Origin of the sequence: Methylorubrum sp. SL192 (genome assembly GCF_026672325.1) — a bacterium.
Classification (GTDB): Bacteria; Pseudomonadota; Alphaproteobacteria; order Rhizobiales; family Beijerinckiaceae; genus Methylobacterium; species Methylobacterium extorquens.
Genome location: NZ_JAPPQV010000003.1, coordinates 1,329,895 through 1,345,171 on the forward strand (window position 1 = coordinate 1,329,895; position 15,277 = coordinate 1,345,171).

Consider the following 15,277-nt stretch of genomic DNA (forward strand, 5'->3'; position numbering starts at 1 on the left):
ATCCGGCCAGAACCACTCCTTCCCTATGAGCTTTGTCCTGGGAGGAGGCGCCCCGCCGCTCCGCGCGGGCCGACCGGAACGTCAGTGCGTCGCCACAGCGAAGGCTGGTAAGGACCTCGCCGGCGTCATGCGGTCGCCCTTCGTCACGACGATCCGGTCGGCGGCCGAAATCTGCTTGGTCATCTCCGGCCGGCGCGATCTGATCCGCGGCGTTCACCGCATCGACGGCCGCCACGACGGTGCCGGGGGCGAGGTGGTGGGAGAGCACGGGGTCGGCCCGAAGGGTCGAGAGAATCGGGAACGGGTCGGCGACCCCGGTGGACACGATCACGAACCGCTCGAAGGCCGGCACGAGGCCGCGCGCCCGCTTCGACAGGAAGTCGGGCAGCGCCTCCGACAGCAGGCGTCCGGATCGAACGGCGATGACGGCTGCGTCTCATCCGGCGCCCTCACTCGGGGGACGGGGTCGGACTCTTCCGGAACGGACCGATCAGGCGCTCATACGTGGCTTCGGCGGGACCGTAGCTGCTTCCCGCGAGGTCGCACAGCATCCCGCGGTCGCGGACGGTGATCAGGGCACGCTTGGCCTGGATCGCGCCGTAGCCTTCGAGCGCCTGGATCGCCAGCGTCACGGTCGATCGCTGCGTCGCCAGCATGATCGACAGGAAATCGTGGGTGAGCGAGAGATCGTTGCCCTCCAGCCGGTCGTGCGCCATCAGGATCCAGCGGGCCAGCCGCTCTTCGACGGAGTAGGCGCCGTTCGACATCGCCGTCTGGCTCACGGTCATCATCACCGTATGGGTGTAGTGCAGCAGCAGCTCGTGCAGGGCGGGGCTGCTCCGGAGAGCGTCGCGGAACGCCTCGGCCCCGATCCGCAGCCAGGGGCCGCCAACCTGGACCAGAAGCTCGTGCGTGGCGCGATCCACGCCCAATACGCTGGCCGTGCTCACCATGCCCTCGGAGCCGAAGCAGCCGACCTCGATCCGCCGCCCCTCACCGGTGACGGCGACGTTCGACGACAATCCGGCTTCCGGAAAGTAGACGAAGTCCAGCGGATCCCCGACGGACCAGAGGATGTCGCCTCGTTGAACCTGGACACGCTCGAACTGCGGCAGGAGCTGTTCCAGCTCGCTGGGTGGCAAAGCCTGAAGCAGGCGATTTCGTGGTGATGATACGCCCATCGCTGGTTCAAGCCCCTCTCGCGTTCTTACGGAAACGCTAGCCCGGAACTTTGAGTTCGATGCCCCGGACGGTGCACGGGCCGCGGCGACCGGCCGATCGAGCGGAAGCCGCGTTGAGGCGGTGGCGCTTCGGGCAAGGAGGCGGCGTGCTTCAGGCCGATGCTCGGCCTGCCAAGCCGCGCCATCATCCTTGCACCGATGCCTCGGCCGGCAGCGATGCGCGGGCGGGAGCCCTTCGCCGCCCGGCCCGGCGGCGCAGCACGTAGAGCGTCAGCCCGGTCGCAAAGAAGCCGGGGAGCGCGAGCGCCGCGAGGCAGAACAGCAGGGCGACGGGCGCGCCGAAGAAGCGTCCGCGATGTACCTCCAGCATGTTGTCGACGAGCCGCGAGCCGAGGGCCGCGTCGGCGGCGCGCTTGTCAGTGAGCCCGGCGCCGGTGCGGGCGTCGTAGGTGGCCTCGTTGCGCAGGTTCGAATCCGGGGCGTACCAGCGGATGCGGATCGCCGCGGCCTCCTTCCCCGGCAGGGTCAGGGTCGCGAGGGAAGCCGTGCGCGTGGCCGAAAACTCCGCCCAGGCGGTGTCGATGGCCGGTGTGCCCTCCGGAATCTTGCCTTCCGGAATCTTGCCATCGGGGGGCTTGCCGCCCGGCGCGCGCTCGGCGGCCCGCGCCGGGAGGGCTTGGCCCGTCAGAAGCCATGTCGCGCCCGCGCGGTACCAGTCATAGGACCACTACAGGCCCGACAGGGCGCTCACCGCGTAGACCGGCAGCAGCCATGTCCCGGCCACCGCATGCAGCGACCACCAGCGGGCTCGGCCGGGCCGGGCGAGGTTCGGCCGGAGCCAGACCCGCCAGCGGTGCCGGCCGGGCCAGCGCAGATACAGCCCGCTGCCGAGGAAGACGAGCAGCGCGATGGCACAGGCGCCGGTGATCGTGCGGCCCCAGCCCTTGCCCTCGCCGGGAAGCAGCAGCCAGCGATGCAACTCCCGCACGGTGGCGAAGAACGCCTCGAGCCGCACGGGGCCGAGCACGGTCCCTTCCGTGGGGTCGGCGTAGACGGGCGAGGGCCGCCCACCCGCCCGGTCGCGGGCAAACCGCGCCACGGCGCTCTGAGCGGGATCGCCCGACAGGGTCAGTGCGGAGACCCGCTGTCCCGGAAGCTGCGCCTCGATCCGTGCCGCCAGGGCCGAGGGCGTGAGCGGCGGCCGGTCCTGCGCCGCCGAGACCTGTATCCGATCGCGGTTGGCGAAGGCGGTGATCGCCTCCTCGTAGCTCATCAGCGCGCCCGTGAGACCCATCAGCGCGAGGACGAGCCCGGCGGTGAGGCCGAGCGCCCAGTGCAGGCGAAACACAACGGTGCGGGCGGGAGAAAAGGCTGACGGCATGAGGCTCTGAAAACGATCGTTCGGTTCGGCGTTCGGTTCCCGACGGGGCGTCCCTCAGTAGCGCGCCGTCAGGCTGGCGAGCACGGTCAGGGGGGCGCCGGGCTGGTTGTTGAATTGGTTGAACGGCTGCTCGATGTAGCGCCGGTCGGTCAGGTTGCGGCCGTTCACGGCGAAGCGCCAGGTCGGGTCGATCTCGTAGAACACGGTCGCGTCGAGGCGGGCATAGGCGCCGACCTTGTAGGTGTTGGTGATGTCGCCGAAGCGCTCGCCGACATAGGTGAGGCCGCCGCCGAAGCCCCAGCCGTGCAGGGGGCCGCCCTGGAACTGGTAGGTCGACCAGACGCTGGCGCTGAAGACCGGTGCCGCGGGCAGGCGGTTGCCGATGGCGACGGTCGCATCTTTCGTGACCTCCGCATCGAGATAGCCGATGCCGCCGATGATCTTCCAGCCCGGCAGGATCTCGCCGGCGATGTCGCCCTCGAACCCCTGCGAGCGCTGCTCGCCGGTGATGATCGAGAAGCCGGTATTGACCGGATCGGAGGCGGCGACGTTCGCCCGCAGGATGCGGAAGGCGGCGGCACTCACCGTGAGCCGGTCGGGGATTAGGTCGAAGCGGGCGCCGACCTCGACCTGTTCGCCGGTCTCCGGGGGCGGGCTCGCGACGTTGAGGACGTTGGCGGTCTGCGGCACGAAGGAGGTGGTGTAGCTGCCATAGAGCGTGAGCGGCTCCAGCGGCCGCCAGACGAGGCCCACCCGTGGCGAGACCCCGGTGAGGTTCTGCTCCGGCGGGATCGTCCGCGTGGTCGGCGTGCGCTGGAAATAGAGCTGGTTGGCCGTATCGAAGCGCACGCCGAGCACGAGCTGCAGGCCGGGAAAGAACTCGATCTGGTCCTGCATGTAGAGGCCGAACAGGCTGAGCTTCTGTCGAAGGTCGCTCTGCAGGGTGAGCGTGCCGATTTGCGGCACCGAGCCCCGGATCGGGTTGAGGAAGGAGACCGAGGTCGCGGTCCCCTGCGTGGTGAACGGGTGGCGGAAGCCATCCACGATCTCGAAGCCGGCCAGAGCGGTGTGGCGGAAGCCGAACGGATCGATGAAGCGCCCGAGCGCCTCGGTCCGGCTATCGATGGAGTGATAGATCGAATCGCCCTCGGTGAGGCGCCGCGTTACCGTGGTGCCGGCCGCATTCACGCCCGTCGCCCGGGTCGCCAGGAGATTGAACGATCCCCACTGGCCGTTGATCGCCTGCCGCAGGGTCAGGTTCTCGTTGACGTCGTGCTCGGCCAGCAGGGTGATCGAGTTCGATTCGCCATAGTAGCGCGACCACGGCTCGCCGTAGAAGCGGCGGACGTTGTCGAGCGGCACCCGGCCGCCGAAGGCGATCAGGCCCTCGTCGTACTGGCTGTGCTGACGGGTGAACTCGGCGTTGAGGTAGACCCGCGTCGAGGCGTCGGGCGTCCAGACGAAGGCCGGCGCGAAGAAGTGCCGGGAGTTTTCCGGGCCGCCGAAATCACGGAAGGTCGCCTCGTTCTGCGTGCCGAAGCTGAAGCGGGCGGCAAGCCCCTCCACGCTCGGGATCGCGCCCGAGACCGAGCCCTGCACCCGCCGAAAGCCGAACGAGCCGCCCTGAACCGTCAGGTCGGCCGACGGCGTGAGGGTCGGCTGGCGGGTGACGATGTTGATCAGCCCGCCGGGGTCGCCCTGGCCGTAGAGCACGGAGGCCGGGCCTTTGAGCACCTCGATCCGCTCGACATTGGCGAGGTCGCGCTGCGTCGGCTGAAAGGCGTTGGCCGGGTTCAGCACCAGCCCGTCGATGGCGTAGGTCTGGGTGCGGAAGCCGCGCAGGATGTAGGTGTCGGAGCGTCCCTGGATGGTGCCCCCCGGCTGGACGTTGCTGACATTGGTGAGCGCATCGGTCAGGCGGACATTCTGCTGATCGACCAGAACCTCGCGCGGGACGACCTGGATCGATTGCGGCGTGTCGCGCAAAGCCGTGTCCGTCCGCGTCGCCGTGGCCGAGCGCGTGGCGCGGTATCCGACGACGGGACCGCCCGCCCGCTCGCCGGTGCCCGTGACCGAGAGTTCGGACAAAACGGCCTCGGCGCCCTCCGGGGGGACGGTTTGCGCCTGGACGCTCAGCGGCCAGAACAGGGCGAGGCCGAGCAGAGCGCGTGAGCCGGTGATGAGCGCGGTCGATCCCGGTGTGACGGGACGTCGTCCCTGCGCTGCGTTGCTCATCGTCGTTCCGATTCGAGGGCCGGCTCCACGGAACCAACACGGCGCGTTTACATATGCGGGTTTGCAGGCCGCAAGCGTATGCTTGTTTATTTTGTGGGATTTATTCGATGGAGAGCATGTCGTTGCCGCAGAACAACATTTTATTCCAAGTCTAAAGTAGAAACGAAAGCGCGTCGGCTGCATGGCCGGGAAGTCTTCGCTCGAACGGGATTCTGCGCCGCCGATGTCCGGGTTGTTCGGAGGTGGCCTTGCCGCAATGGAGCGCCGCTCGCGCCGCGCCTGCTTTCGTGTCACCAATCGCCTCTGCAATCCTTGCGCGATTGCCACGGCCGGGGCGCACCGACATGCGACGCCTTCTCAAGTTCCTGCATACGATGGGGGCGGTCGGGCTGATGGGGGCGATGGCGTGTCTCGTCATCCTCTTGAATCACACCCCGCCGCCGGCCTCGCTCGCCGGCTACGCCCTGATGCGCGGGGCGATGGGCTCCGTCGCAACATGGATCTTCCTGCCCTCGCTCGGCCTGACGCTGATCTCCGGGTTGCTGGCGGTCGCGCTGCATCCGGGCTTTCGCGAGGCGGGGTGGGCCTGGGTCAAGCTCGCCACCGGCGTGCTGGTGTTCGAGGGCGGCTTCGTCGGCATCCAAGGGCCGATGCAGGAGGAGGCCCGGCGCAGCGCCGCCGCGCTCCGCGGCGAGATCGATCCCGCCACCCTCACGGGCGCGCTGGCCGCCGAGAGCAACACCCTCTGGGTGATCCTCGCCGTCGCGGTCATCAACGTCGTGCTCGGCATCTGGCGGCCGCGCATCCTGCGGCTTCCGCGCCCCGACCTGTCACGGCCGGCCTGACGGCGTTTCGGCAAGGCTCCAGGGAAACGGCACTTTCGGGGAAAAGGCACTTTCTGGGAAAAGGCACTTTCTGGGAAAAGGCACTTGGGGGAAAAAGCACTTGGGGGAAGAGGCGCCTCGGGAACCGGCGCCGGCGCGGAACGCTTTCGGGCGACGCTCCGTTGCCGCCCCTGGGGTTCGTATCGGATCAAGGGAGGCGGTGCGCCGGCACGGCTCCCGGCAAATGGGACGGCGGAGGAGCGTGATGGCGACGCGAGGCTTTACCGGGCGGCCCCCCGCCGCGGCGATCCGCGAACGGCTTCCGCCGGGTCAGTACCTCACCGACGATTTCCCCGTGCTCCAGCTCGGGCCCACGCCGCGGGTGTCCACCGAGGGCTGGCGCTTCACCCTGCGCCAGGGCTCGCGACCGCTGGCGAGCTGGACTTGGGAGGAATTCGCGCAACTGCCCCGCACCCGTTGGAGCGGCGACATCCACTGCGTGACCAAGTGGTCGAAGTTCGACACCGCCTGGGAGGGCGTGAGCTTCGACGACATCCTGGCGGCGGCCGGTCTCGAGGCGCCGACCGGCTTCCTTCTGGCGGAGAGCCACGACGACTACACCACCAATGTGCCGGTGGCGGATCTAACCGGCGGCAAGGCGATGGTGGCGACCCATTACGACGGCAAGCCGATCCCGCCCGACCACGGTGGCCCGGCCCGTCTCCTCGTGCCGCACCTCTACTTCTGGAAGAGCGCCAAATGGGTGAAGGGCTTGCGCTTCACCGAACGGGACGAGGCCGGGTTCTGGGAAATGCGCGGCTACCACATGTACGGCGACCCCTGGCGTGAGCAGCGTTTCAGCGGCGATTGAAGGATTGCCCGACGTGAACGGCATCGCGCCCTCGCCCTCGCCGTCACCCTGGCGGGCCATGACGATCCGGGCGATCACGCCCGTGACGCCGCGGGTGAAAAGCTTCCGCTTCGGCCCCCTGGATCGCCCGCACCGGGCCGGCCAGCACGTCGATGTGCGCCTCACCGCGCCCGACGGCTACCAGGCGCAGCGCAGCTACTCCATCGCTTCGGCGCCGGACGATCCCGCCGGCATCGAGCTGATGATCGAGGGGTTGGAGGCGGGCGAGGTTTCGGGCTTCTTCGACACCGTGGCCGAGGTCGGCGACACGATCGAGCTGCGCGGTCCCCTCGGTGCGTTCTCGTGGAGTCCGGCGGAGGGCGGGCCGGTGCTGCTGATCGCCGGCGGCTCCGGCATCGTGCCGCTGCTGGCCATGGTGCGCGAGCGGACCCGGCACGCGCCCGAGGTGCCGATGCTGCTGATCTACTCGGTGCGCAAAGCCGCCGAAGCCATCGCCCGGACGGAGCTCGCCGCGCTCTCCCGCGACGAGACCGGCTTCGACCTGACCCTGCTCCTGACCCGCGAGGGACCGACCGCGGGCCGGCGCATCGACCGGGTGATGATCAACACCGCGATCGAGTGCTTAGGGATGCCGCGCCACGCCTTCGTCTGCGGCGGCAACGGCTTCGTCGGCGCGGTCGCCGATCTGCTGGTGGATGCGGGCGTGAAGCCGGGCGTGGTCCGCACGGAGCGGTTCGGCGGCTGACGTCGTTCCGGTTCGGGTGCCCGGAGAGGGAAGGGCGCAGAGATCGCCCGTCCGAAGCACGGCTGCCAGCCTATCCGAGGCAGCCATGCGAGGGAGCCGGCCCGGATCGGAACCGGCTCGCTCAACGCGCCCTTTTCGCCGAACCGGTCTCCCGGTTCGGCGGCGCGCTTAGCCTTCCTCGTCGCCGTCCGAATCGTTGTCGATCAGGTCGGAGACGTCGTCGTCGCCATCCTCTTCCTCGAGGAAGGTGTCGTCGTCCGTTCCCCCGGCGGCGTTGTCGCCACCCTCCTCGTCGTCCACGGCGATATCGGCATCGTCCTCGCTGGCCTCGGCCTCATCGAGGGAGACGATCTCCGGGCCGCTCTTCTCGTCCTCGTCCTCGTCGTCATCCGTGGCGCGGCTGGCGACGGGCGGGGCGACGCGGGACGTCGCGACTTGGTAGATCGTGCCGCATTTCGGACAGGTCGCCGGATCACGGTCGAGATCGTAGAACTTGGCACCGCAATTCATGCACTGGCGTTTGACGCCGAGTTCCGGTCTAGCCACGGCTGCGCACCTCTGGGGACGGATAACGGAAAGGATCCGGGGGAGGGGCCCCGTTAGTCGCAGCCTCCGTCCATGTCAAACGCCGTGTCGCGTGCCATGGCGCGTTGTGCGCCGAGCGTCACGCCGAAGGGCGAAGCCGGGCGCCCGGCGAGAACGGTTGCGACGTAAGATGGGGCGGTGTCAGGCGCGACGCGCCCACTTGTTCTGCCGCCGCTCGACGGTGACGCGCAGGAGCCGGCCGAACGGCGTGCCGCCCCCCGTCCGTCGCGGTCGAATTCATGAAGGACGGCTTCGAGGGCGACGATGCGTTCGCTGGGGCGGCGATAGGCGCTCTCGAGCTCGTTCAAAGCTTCGAGAATGCATGTGCCAGCCGCCGAATCGGCGATGGCCGAAGCATGATCAACCTTGCGGAGGCATTGGCGCACGGGCGTCATGGGCAGCAGCATAAACATATGTATGGCCTTGTCGAGCGTTCGATGCGGCCCTAGGCCTGTCCGGTCCCTCTTTTCACGGGATTGGATTAACGAAGGTCAGTCGAGTGTTGCGCGGCGTCGCATCGACCTTGGCAGCTTTGTCCGCGGCCGGAGGTTTCTCACTATAAGCTGAAGCGATCTGGCAAGATAACACACTATCCGCGAACCGGCCGAGCGAGCTGCGGCGAGGGTTCCGGCGGCAGCATGAGGCCGTCGCCGGCCTTCCGGATGACGCGGGCCGGTCCGCATGGTAACGGGCGCCGGTCACGCCGGGCCCGTCCGGCGGGCGGCTCTCGGTGCCCTCTCGGTGCCGACACGCCTCAGCGCAGCGCTCGAGCAAGACGCAGATTCCCGTGTCGCACGATTCCGAACCGCAGCCCGTCACCGCCACTCCCGGAGGCCCCTTGAACGGGTCCCTGAAGCCGCCGGGCGACAAGTCGATCTCCCACCGGGCGATGATCCTGGGTCTGCTCGCCATCGGCGAGACGCGGGTCGAGGGGCTTCTGGAGGGCGACGACGTGCTGCGCACGGCCGCCGCCGCCAAGGCGCTCGGGGCGCAGATCACCCGCGAGGGCGAGGGGCGTTGGCGGATCGTCGGCGTCGGCATCGGCGGGATGCAGGATCCGGACGGCGTGCTCGATTTCGGCAATGCCGGCACCGGCTCGCGGCTGATGATGGGTGTCGTCGGCGGCCAGCCCGTGACCGCGACCTTCGATGGCGACGCCAGCCTTCGCAAACGGCCGATGCGGCGCATCCTCGATCCGATCCTGAAGATGGGCGCCGAGATCGTGTCCGAGGCCGAAGGCGGGCGCGTGCCGCTGACCCTGCGGGGCCCGCGCGAGGCGATTCCGATCCGCTACGAACTTCCGGTGGCCTCGGCGCAGATCAAGTCGGCGGTGCTGCTCGCCGGGCTCAACGCGCCGGGCACCACCACCGTCATCGAGAAAGCGGCGTCCCGCGACCATACCGAGCGGATGCTGCGCCTGTTCGGCGCGGAGGTGTCCGTCACACCGTCGGGCGAGGGCGGCCATGGCCGCACCGTCACGCTGACCGGCCAGCCGACCCTGCGCGGCACCGACGTGGTCGTGCCGGCCGATCCGTCCTCGGCCGCCTTCCCGCTGGTGGCGGCGCTGGTCGTGCCGGGCTCCGAAGTGATCCTGCGCGGCGTGATGATGAACCCGCTGCGCACCGGCCTCATCACGACGCTGATCGAGATGGGCGCCGACATCGAGCGCCTCGACGAGCGCGAGGAGGGGGGCGAGACGGTGGCCGACCTGCGGGTGCGCGCGAGCCGCCTGAAAGGCGTCGATGTGCCGGCCGAGCGGGCGCCGTCGATGATCGACGAGTATCCGATCCTGGCGGTCGCCGCTTCGTTCGCCGAGGGCACGACCCGGATGAACGGGCTGCACGAATTGCGGGTCAAGGAATCCGACCGGCTCGCGGCAGTCGCCGCCGGGCTTGCCGCCAACGGCGTCACCCACGCCATCGAGGGCGATGACCTGATCGTGACCGGCGACGGGCAGGCGCCCGCGGGCGGCGGCACGGTCGCGACCCATCTCGATCACCGCATCGCCATGGCCTTCCTCGTCCTGGGGCTCGCCGCCAAGAGCCCCGTGACCGTGGACGACGGCGCGATGATCGCCACGAGCTTCCCGAGCTTCCGCCCGACCATGCTGGCGCTCGGCGCCCGGATCGAGGACGGGGCCGCCGCATGATCCCGGATGATATCGCCGTGCACCGGGACAACGCGCCCCTCGTCATCGCCATCGACGGCCCGGCCGCCTCGGGCAAGGGCACGCTCGCCAAGCGGCTCGCCCTGCATTACGGCCTGCCGCATCTCGATACCGGTCTGCTCTACCGCGCGGTCGCGCTGACCCTGCTCGACGCGGGGGGCGACCTCGACGACGCGGGAGCGGCGGCGCGGGCGGCCTCCGACCTGTCGGCGGAGCGGCTGACCGACCCGCGCCTGCGGGAGCGGGCGATGGGCGAGGCGGCCTCGCGGGTCTCCTCGGTGCCGGAGGTTCGCGCCGCTCTGCTGTCCTGGCAGCGGCGCTTCGCCGAAGCGGCGGAGGGTGCGGTGCTCGACGGGCGCGACATCGGCACCGTCGTCTGTCCGGACGCGCGGGTGAAGCTGTTCATCACCGCCGCCCCGGAGGAGCGGGCGCGCCGCCGCCATCGCGAGCTGCTCGGCCGCGGCGAGGAGACCACGCTCGCCGCGATCCTCGCCGACATCCGCGCCCGCGACGCCCGCGATTCGAGCCGCGCCGCTGCCCCCCTGAAAGCCGCCGAGGATGCGGTGGTGCTCGACACCACCGAACTCGACGCCGAGGCTGCCTTCGCCGAAGCAGTCGCCATCGTCGAGCGGCTCAAGGCCGCCTGAGGCGCCCGCCGCGCCGCGCTGCGTTTACCCGCCCAGCCAAGCTTCCACCCGCGCCGCGAGCGTCTGCGGATCGCCGGAGAGATGCAGGCGCTTGGTGCGGGAGGTCTCGCCGGAGACCAGCGTCACCTCCGCCTTCCGCAGCCCCAGGCTCTTGGCGACGAAGGCGGTCAGCGCCGCGTTGGCGGCACCCTCGACCGGTGGAGCCGCCACCCGCAGGGACAGGACCGGCCGCCCGCTCGCCTCCGTGCGGACACCGTCGAGGCCGGTTCGGCTGGCTCGCGGTGTCAACCGCACCGCCAGGACAAGGCCGTTCGCCTCGAGGGTGAAGGGGCTTTGCGTCATGACAGCCTCGCGGGCTCCGCGTCCCGATCGGGCGGACATGCTCCCGTGCCGACGCGTATCCGTCCGGCCGAGCGGATTGTCATCGGGATAATCAGCGGATCATCGGTTCGGCTTACGCTCATGCGCGCCCCGGCGGCGCGTTCGCGGTGATCCTGAGGCCCGCGCGGTGCGCGGCCGCGTCCAGGGTCGAGGGCTCAGGGACACCCGAAAGCAGCCTGAGAACGACCGTCCGCACTCCGCTTGGCCTCGGACGGGGGCCCGCCGCCAGTTCGCTCGTGACCACACCTGAACCGGGCTTTCGATCGGTTCTCGTGCGAATGGCCCTAGGCCGGCTTGACCCCAATGCTTGAGCTCGTCGCCCAGACAAGCTCAGTTGTGCGCAATATACAGATCGGGGATTGAACAAGTGGAGTGGGCGGCTGGGGATGCGCTTGCGCCGTTCGGGGCGGGCTGATAGCGGGTTGTACGCTGCCGGTTTAGCTCAGTTGGTAGAGCAACCGCCTTGTAAGCGGTAGGTCGCGAGTTCGAGTCCCGCAACCGGCACCATTCTCCCCACGATTTTGCAGACATGTCGGGCAGCGCGTGAGCACTGTCCTCGTCGGCGGCTGGCCTGTCCGAGATGCGGCACAGGACGAAAATCTTCACCTTCGCGTGACGCCGATTTCGAGAGCCGCCTTTGCTCCCTTTTCGCAACTGTCAGAGTTGTAACGGATGATGGTGCATTTCGAAAAGGTTTGAGGCTCTTTCCGCAGGCGGCTGACGCGTTCGGCTACGGCGTGAGGACCGTCATCCGGATGGGGGCGTTCGGACGTATGCGTAAATTGCTGAGTTTCACGCCGCCGGATATGCAGGAGGCCCGGCCGGAATCGGTGAGCCACCGCTACGTCTTCTATATTCCCGGCTATGATCCCGAGGCGAAAACTCGCTACCGGCTGCTCTTCGTGCGGGAATGGGCTCGCTACACCAAGCGGTTCGGCGGCAGGCGGGAGATCTCCCGCGCGCAAACGAGCGAGGACGGCTTGGTTCAAAGCTGGACCGTCAGTCCGCCCGACCAGGGCGACGGGGCCGAGACCCGCTACGACGTGCTTTTGTGGGACGACATCGTCGCCGCCGACTTCGCCCGCTCCCGCTTTCTCAGCGTGGCGCTACTCGTCGTCGGCACCCTGCATATGATCCTGATCGGCCTGCTGTTCCGCTTCTACCGGCTGAACTGGAAGTACGGCAACGTCATCCTCTACCCCTTCGTGATGGTGATCTTGCTCACCGCCCTGTCCCTCGTCATCGGGGTGACGGTCCATGCCCATCTCGGCGACGCGTTCGGTCACAGCCTGCGATGGCCGCTCTGGGTCTCGCTGCCTCTGGCCGTGGTGGCGGGCATCGTCTGGATCAAGGCGATCGAAGCCTTCCTGAACCGCGTCTTCTTCTGGCAGCTCCTGAACGACTGGGTGTTCAACTGGCAGCACGGCCAGGGCCTGCGGCCCGACTACGAGCGCCGCCTCGATGCCTTCGCTGCGCATATCCTGTCCGCCCTCGCAGCGCGGGCCGCGGCGGGGGAGGCGACCGACGAGGTGATGATCGTCGGTCATTCCTCCGGCGGGCTGACGGCGGTCGAGGTCGCGGCCCGCGTGCTCGCCCGTGACGGGACGATCGGTACCTCCGGCGCCAACCTGTCCCTCGTGACGCTCGGGTCCGGGCTGCCGCTGGTGGCGATGCAGCCGGCCGCCACGCGCCTGCGGGCGGAGATCGCGGGCCTCGTCACGGAGCGGCGCATCGTCTGGTGTGACTTCCACGCGCCCCAGGATTGGATGAACTTCCCCGGCTTCAATCCGCTGCAGCACCTCGGCCTCGAGCTGCACGGGCAGCCGGTCGCCAATCCGCTCGTGCGCTCGGCGCGCTTTCGCGACCTGATCTGCCCGGAGACCTACCGGCGGGTACGCTTCCGTCCCTTCCGGATGCACTTCCAGTTCCTGCTCGCGAACGAGCGGCCCGGTGCCTACGATTTCTTCGCGATGACTTTGGGCCCGCGGCGGCTGCGCGAGCAGGTGCTCGCCCCCGCTGCGTGCCCCGAACGTGAGCCCGCCCTTCCGCTCTGATCCGGCGCGGCCGGACGCCAGCCAACGCTGAGGTCGATGCAGGTTTTCATCGTTGCCGTCGGCAGCCACGGCGATGTCCTGCCACTCCTTGCGATCGCGGCCGAGCTGCGACGGCGGGGGCATGCGGTCACGCTGGCGGCGCCCGCTCCGTTCGCGGCCATGGCCGCCCGGGCGGACCTGCCGTTCTTCGCCCTCGGGACGGAGGACGACTACCGTCTCGCCGCCACCGAGACCGAACTCTGGCGACCCTGGCGCGGCGTCGGAGCGATGTTCCGCCATGTCTCGGCGGCGACCGAGCCGGTCTATGATTGGCTCGCGAGGAACGCACGGCCCGGCGAGAGCATCGTGCTCGCCTCGACGCTGGCGCTCGGGGCGCGGGTGGCCCAGGAAAAGCTCGGGCTGGACGTCGTCACGGTGCATCTTATGCCGTTGCTCGCCCGGAGCCGCACCGATCCGCCGATCCTGCCCGGCCTCCCGCTCTCCGAGCGGCTGCCGGCACGCTTCCGGCACTGGATCGGACGCGGGGCCGACCGTTTCGTGATCGGGCCCGCCGCCCTGCCGGCCCTAAACGAATTTCGCGCGAGGCTGGACCTGCCGCCGGTGCTCCGGCTCCGCCGCTGGTGGAGCAGCCCGCAGCGCGTCCTGTTCGCCTTTCCGCGATGGTACGCCGCGCCGCAGCCACACCGGATGCCCCAATCGCTGCAGGTCGGCTTCCCGCTTGCGGATCGCTTCGGCGATGTCGCCGAGCAGGAGCCCGCCGTTGCGCGCTTCCTGGACGAGGGGCCGCCGCTGGCCTTCACCTACGGATCGGCGATGTCGGGGAGCCAGGGCTTCTTCCGCACGGCGCTGCGGATCTGCGAAAGGCTCGGACGGCGCGGCCTCCTCCTGGCGCCGCAGGGCGGGCAGGTGCCGACGGACCTGCCTGCGAGCGTGCTGCACGTCCCCTACGCCCCGTTCAGCCGCGTGCTGCCTCGCTGCGCGGCCCTGATCCACCATGGCGGGATCGGCACCGTCGCGCAGGCGCTCGCGGCCGGAATCCCGCAGCTGGTGGTGCCCGTCGCCTTCGATCACTTCGACGAAGCGCGCTGGCTGCAACGGCTCGGGGTCGGCACCTCGTTGAGCCGCCGCCGCTTCACGCCGGCCCGCGCGACGTCCACGTTGCGCCGGCTGCTGACCGATCCGCACGTCGCCCAGGCCTGCGCGGCGGCCAAGGCACGGATGGCGCAGGAGGATGGCGTCGGGGAGGCCTGCGATGCGGTCGAAACCTTCGCTCGAACGGTTCGATCGTCCGCGGCCTGACGCCCGCTACAGCGAAAACCGATCCACCTCTTCCAGTAGCCGCACGAAGGCGTGCGCGCCGTAAGCGAGGGCGGCCTCGCCCGCTTCCGCCGTGCCGAGGCGGGCGTCGCCGAGAGCCCCGGACCGGTGGAGGTCTTCAGTCTTCCAGGCGAAGGCCGCCGGGCGGCCGGCGCGCAGCAGCGCGAAGTCGCGCTCCATCGCCACCGTGCGGGGCTCGAAATCCTCGATGTGATCGCGCCGGACGAGGTCGGGCCGCAGCGCCAGCATCAAGGCGGTTTCGATGCCGCCGGCATGGATCCCGTGGCGGATCTCACCGGCCGGAAACAGCCCCTCGGGCAGCCCGAGCCGGCTCCACGACGTCGTCACCGCGACCATACCGAATCGACCGCGCAGCTCGCCCGCGACGAGGTCGATGAGCGCGCTGTTGCCGCCATGGGAGGAGACGATCACGAGTTTCGTGCAGCCCGCCCGGTGCAGGCTCGCGCCGATCTCGGTCCAGGCCGCAAGCGCGGTCGGCGCGGTCAGCGTCAGCGTGCCGGGGAAGGAATCGTGCTCATCCGATTTGCCGACGGTCTGGACCGGCAGGAGCAGCACGTCGAGCGCCTCCGGCACCTGCGGTGCGACCCGCGCGAGATAGCCTTCGGCGATCAGGGTGTCGGTGCCGAGTGGCAGGTGCGGCCCGTGCTGCTCCACCGCGGCAACCGGCAGGACCGCGATCGTTCGGCTCATGTCGCGGGCCCGGATCTCCGCCGTCGTCAGGTCGAGCCAGGATCGCGCCGGCATGCTGTCATCTCCTTTGTCGCGGTTCGAGCGACGCGCCGGCGCGTTCATAGGCTTCCGGCTGCGATCAAGCGGAAACCGCATCAACCACACGTTAGTCAAGCTGGCTTAGGAGCTGCCGGATTGC

At 69.5% G+C, this 15,277-nt stretch carries 12 protein-coding genes, 1 tRNA gene and 2 pseudogenes; 8 read left to right on the forward strand and 7 right to left on the reverse strand.

The genetic code is table 11. The annotated features are described in order from the left end of the window. Positions 1 to 449: 449 nt before the first annotated feature. From OVA30_RS06880 to OVA30_RS06890, 3 genes and pseudogenes are all read right to left on the reverse strand, one after another. Positions 450 to 1,181: a Crp/Fnr family transcriptional regulator gene (locus OVA30_RS06880; RefSeq protein ID WP_012253614.1), complete on the reverse strand. Its 732-nt coding sequence runs from the start codon at positions 1,179 to 1,181 to the stop codon at positions 450 to 452. Between the two features lie 184 nt (positions 1,182 to 1,365). Then, a pseudogene (locus OVA30_RS06885) lies at positions 1,366 to 2,562 on the reverse strand (PepSY-associated TM helix domain-containing protein). Positions 2,563 to 2,616: 54 nt separating this feature from the next. Next, a complete protein-coding gene (locus tag OVA30_RS06890; RefSeq protein ID WP_268175014.1) occupies positions 2,617 to 4,797 on the reverse strand; it encodes a TonB-dependent siderophore receptor in 2,181 nt (726 codons plus the stop codon). Between the two features lie 344 nt (positions 4,798 to 5,141). On the opposite strand from OVA30_RS06890, the gene OVA30_RS06895 reads away from it, so the two are divergent. The 3 genes from OVA30_RS06895 (at position 5,142) to OVA30_RS06905 (ending at position 7,237) form a co-directional block, all read left to right on the forward strand. Then, positions 5,142 to 5,642, forward strand: a complete 501-nt coding sequence (locus OVA30_RS06895) for a hypothetical protein (RefSeq protein ID WP_076643908.1) — start codon at positions 5,142 to 5,144, stop codon at positions 5,640 to 5,642. 244 nt (positions 5,643 to 5,886) lie between these two features. Then, positions 5,887 to 6,492 (forward strand): sulfite oxidase-like oxidoreductase, encoded by a 606-nt coding sequence (locus OVA30_RS06900; RefSeq protein ID WP_268175015.1) that lies wholly within the window; start codon positions 5,887 to 5,889, stop codon positions 6,490 to 6,492. Positions 6,493 to 6,505: 13 nt separating this feature from the next. Further along, complete coding sequence (locus OVA30_RS06905) at positions 6,506 to 7,237, forward strand: ferredoxin reductase (RefSeq protein WP_268175016.1); 732 nt, start codon at positions 6,506 to 6,508, stop codon at positions 7,235 to 7,237. 168 nt (positions 7,238 to 7,405) lie between these two features. Here OVA30_RS06905 and OVA30_RS06910 read toward each other — a convergent pair whose 3' ends face one another. Further along, positions 7,406 to 7,783, reverse strand: coding sequence for a TIGR02300 family protein (locus tag OVA30_RS06910; protein WP_003600035.1), 378 nt, complete (start codon positions 7,781 to 7,783; stop codon positions 7,406 to 7,408). Between the two features lie 180 nt (positions 7,784 to 7,963). Next, positions 7,964 to 8,229: pseudogene (locus OVA30_RS06915) on the reverse strand (hypothetical protein). Positions 8,230 to 8,609: 380 nt separating this feature from the next. On the opposite strand from OVA30_RS06915, the gene aroA reads away from it, so the two are divergent. Together aroA and cmk are read left to right on the forward strand one after the other, a co-directional pair. After that, a complete protein-coding gene (gene aroA, locus OVA30_RS06920; protein ID WP_253395635.1) occupies positions 8,610 to 9,971 on the forward strand; it encodes a 3-phosphoshikimate 1-carboxyvinyltransferase in 1,362 nt (453 codons plus the stop codon). Further along, positions 9,968 to 10,636 carry a (d)CMP kinase gene (cmk, locus tag OVA30_RS06925; RefSeq protein ID WP_268175017.1) on the forward strand — a complete coding sequence of 223 codons (669 nt, stop codon included), beginning with the start codon at positions 9,968 to 9,970 and terminating at the stop codon, positions 10,634 to 10,636. Before aroA ends, cmk begins: the two co-directional genes overlap by 4 nt. 24 nt (positions 10,637 to 10,660) lie before the next feature. Here the strand turns inward: cmk and OVA30_RS06930 are convergent, their stop codons facing one another. After that, on the reverse strand, positions 10,661 to 10,978 hold the full coding sequence (locus OVA30_RS06930) for a DUF167 domain-containing protein (protein ID WP_056503683.1): 318 nt from the start codon (positions 10,976 to 10,978) through the stop codon (positions 10,661 to 10,663). Between the two features lie 470 nt (positions 10,979 to 11,448). Here OVA30_RS06930 and OVA30_RS06935 point away from each other — a divergent pair. The 3 genes from OVA30_RS06935 to OVA30_RS06945 all read left to right on the forward strand — a co-directional run bounded on the left by OVA30_RS06935 (position 11,449) and on the right by OVA30_RS06945 (position 14,370). Beyond that, positions 11,449 to 11,524 (forward strand) — tRNA-Thr (locus tag OVA30_RS06935). Positions 11,525 to 11,772: 248 nt separating this feature from the next. Next, entirely contained in the window at positions 11,773 to 13,071 is a 1,299-nt protein-coding gene (locus tag OVA30_RS06940) for an alpha/beta hydrolase (protein WP_268177465.1), read from the forward strand. A gap of 36 nt (positions 13,072 to 13,107) precedes the next feature. Further along, positions 13,108 to 14,370 carry a glycosyltransferase gene (locus OVA30_RS06945; protein WP_268175018.1) on the forward strand — a complete coding sequence of 421 codons (1,263 nt, stop codon included), beginning with the start codon at positions 13,108 to 13,110 and terminating at the stop codon, positions 14,368 to 14,370. 6 nt (positions 14,371 to 14,376) lie between these two features. Here OVA30_RS06945 and OVA30_RS06950 read toward each other — a convergent pair whose 3' ends face one another. Continuing rightward, positions 14,377 to 15,153 carry a creatininase family protein gene (locus tag OVA30_RS06950; protein WP_268175019.1) on the reverse strand — a complete coding sequence of 259 codons (777 nt, stop codon included), beginning with the start codon at positions 15,151 to 15,153 and terminating at the stop codon, positions 14,377 to 14,379. Between the last annotated feature and the right edge of the window lie 124 nt (positions 15,154 to 15,277).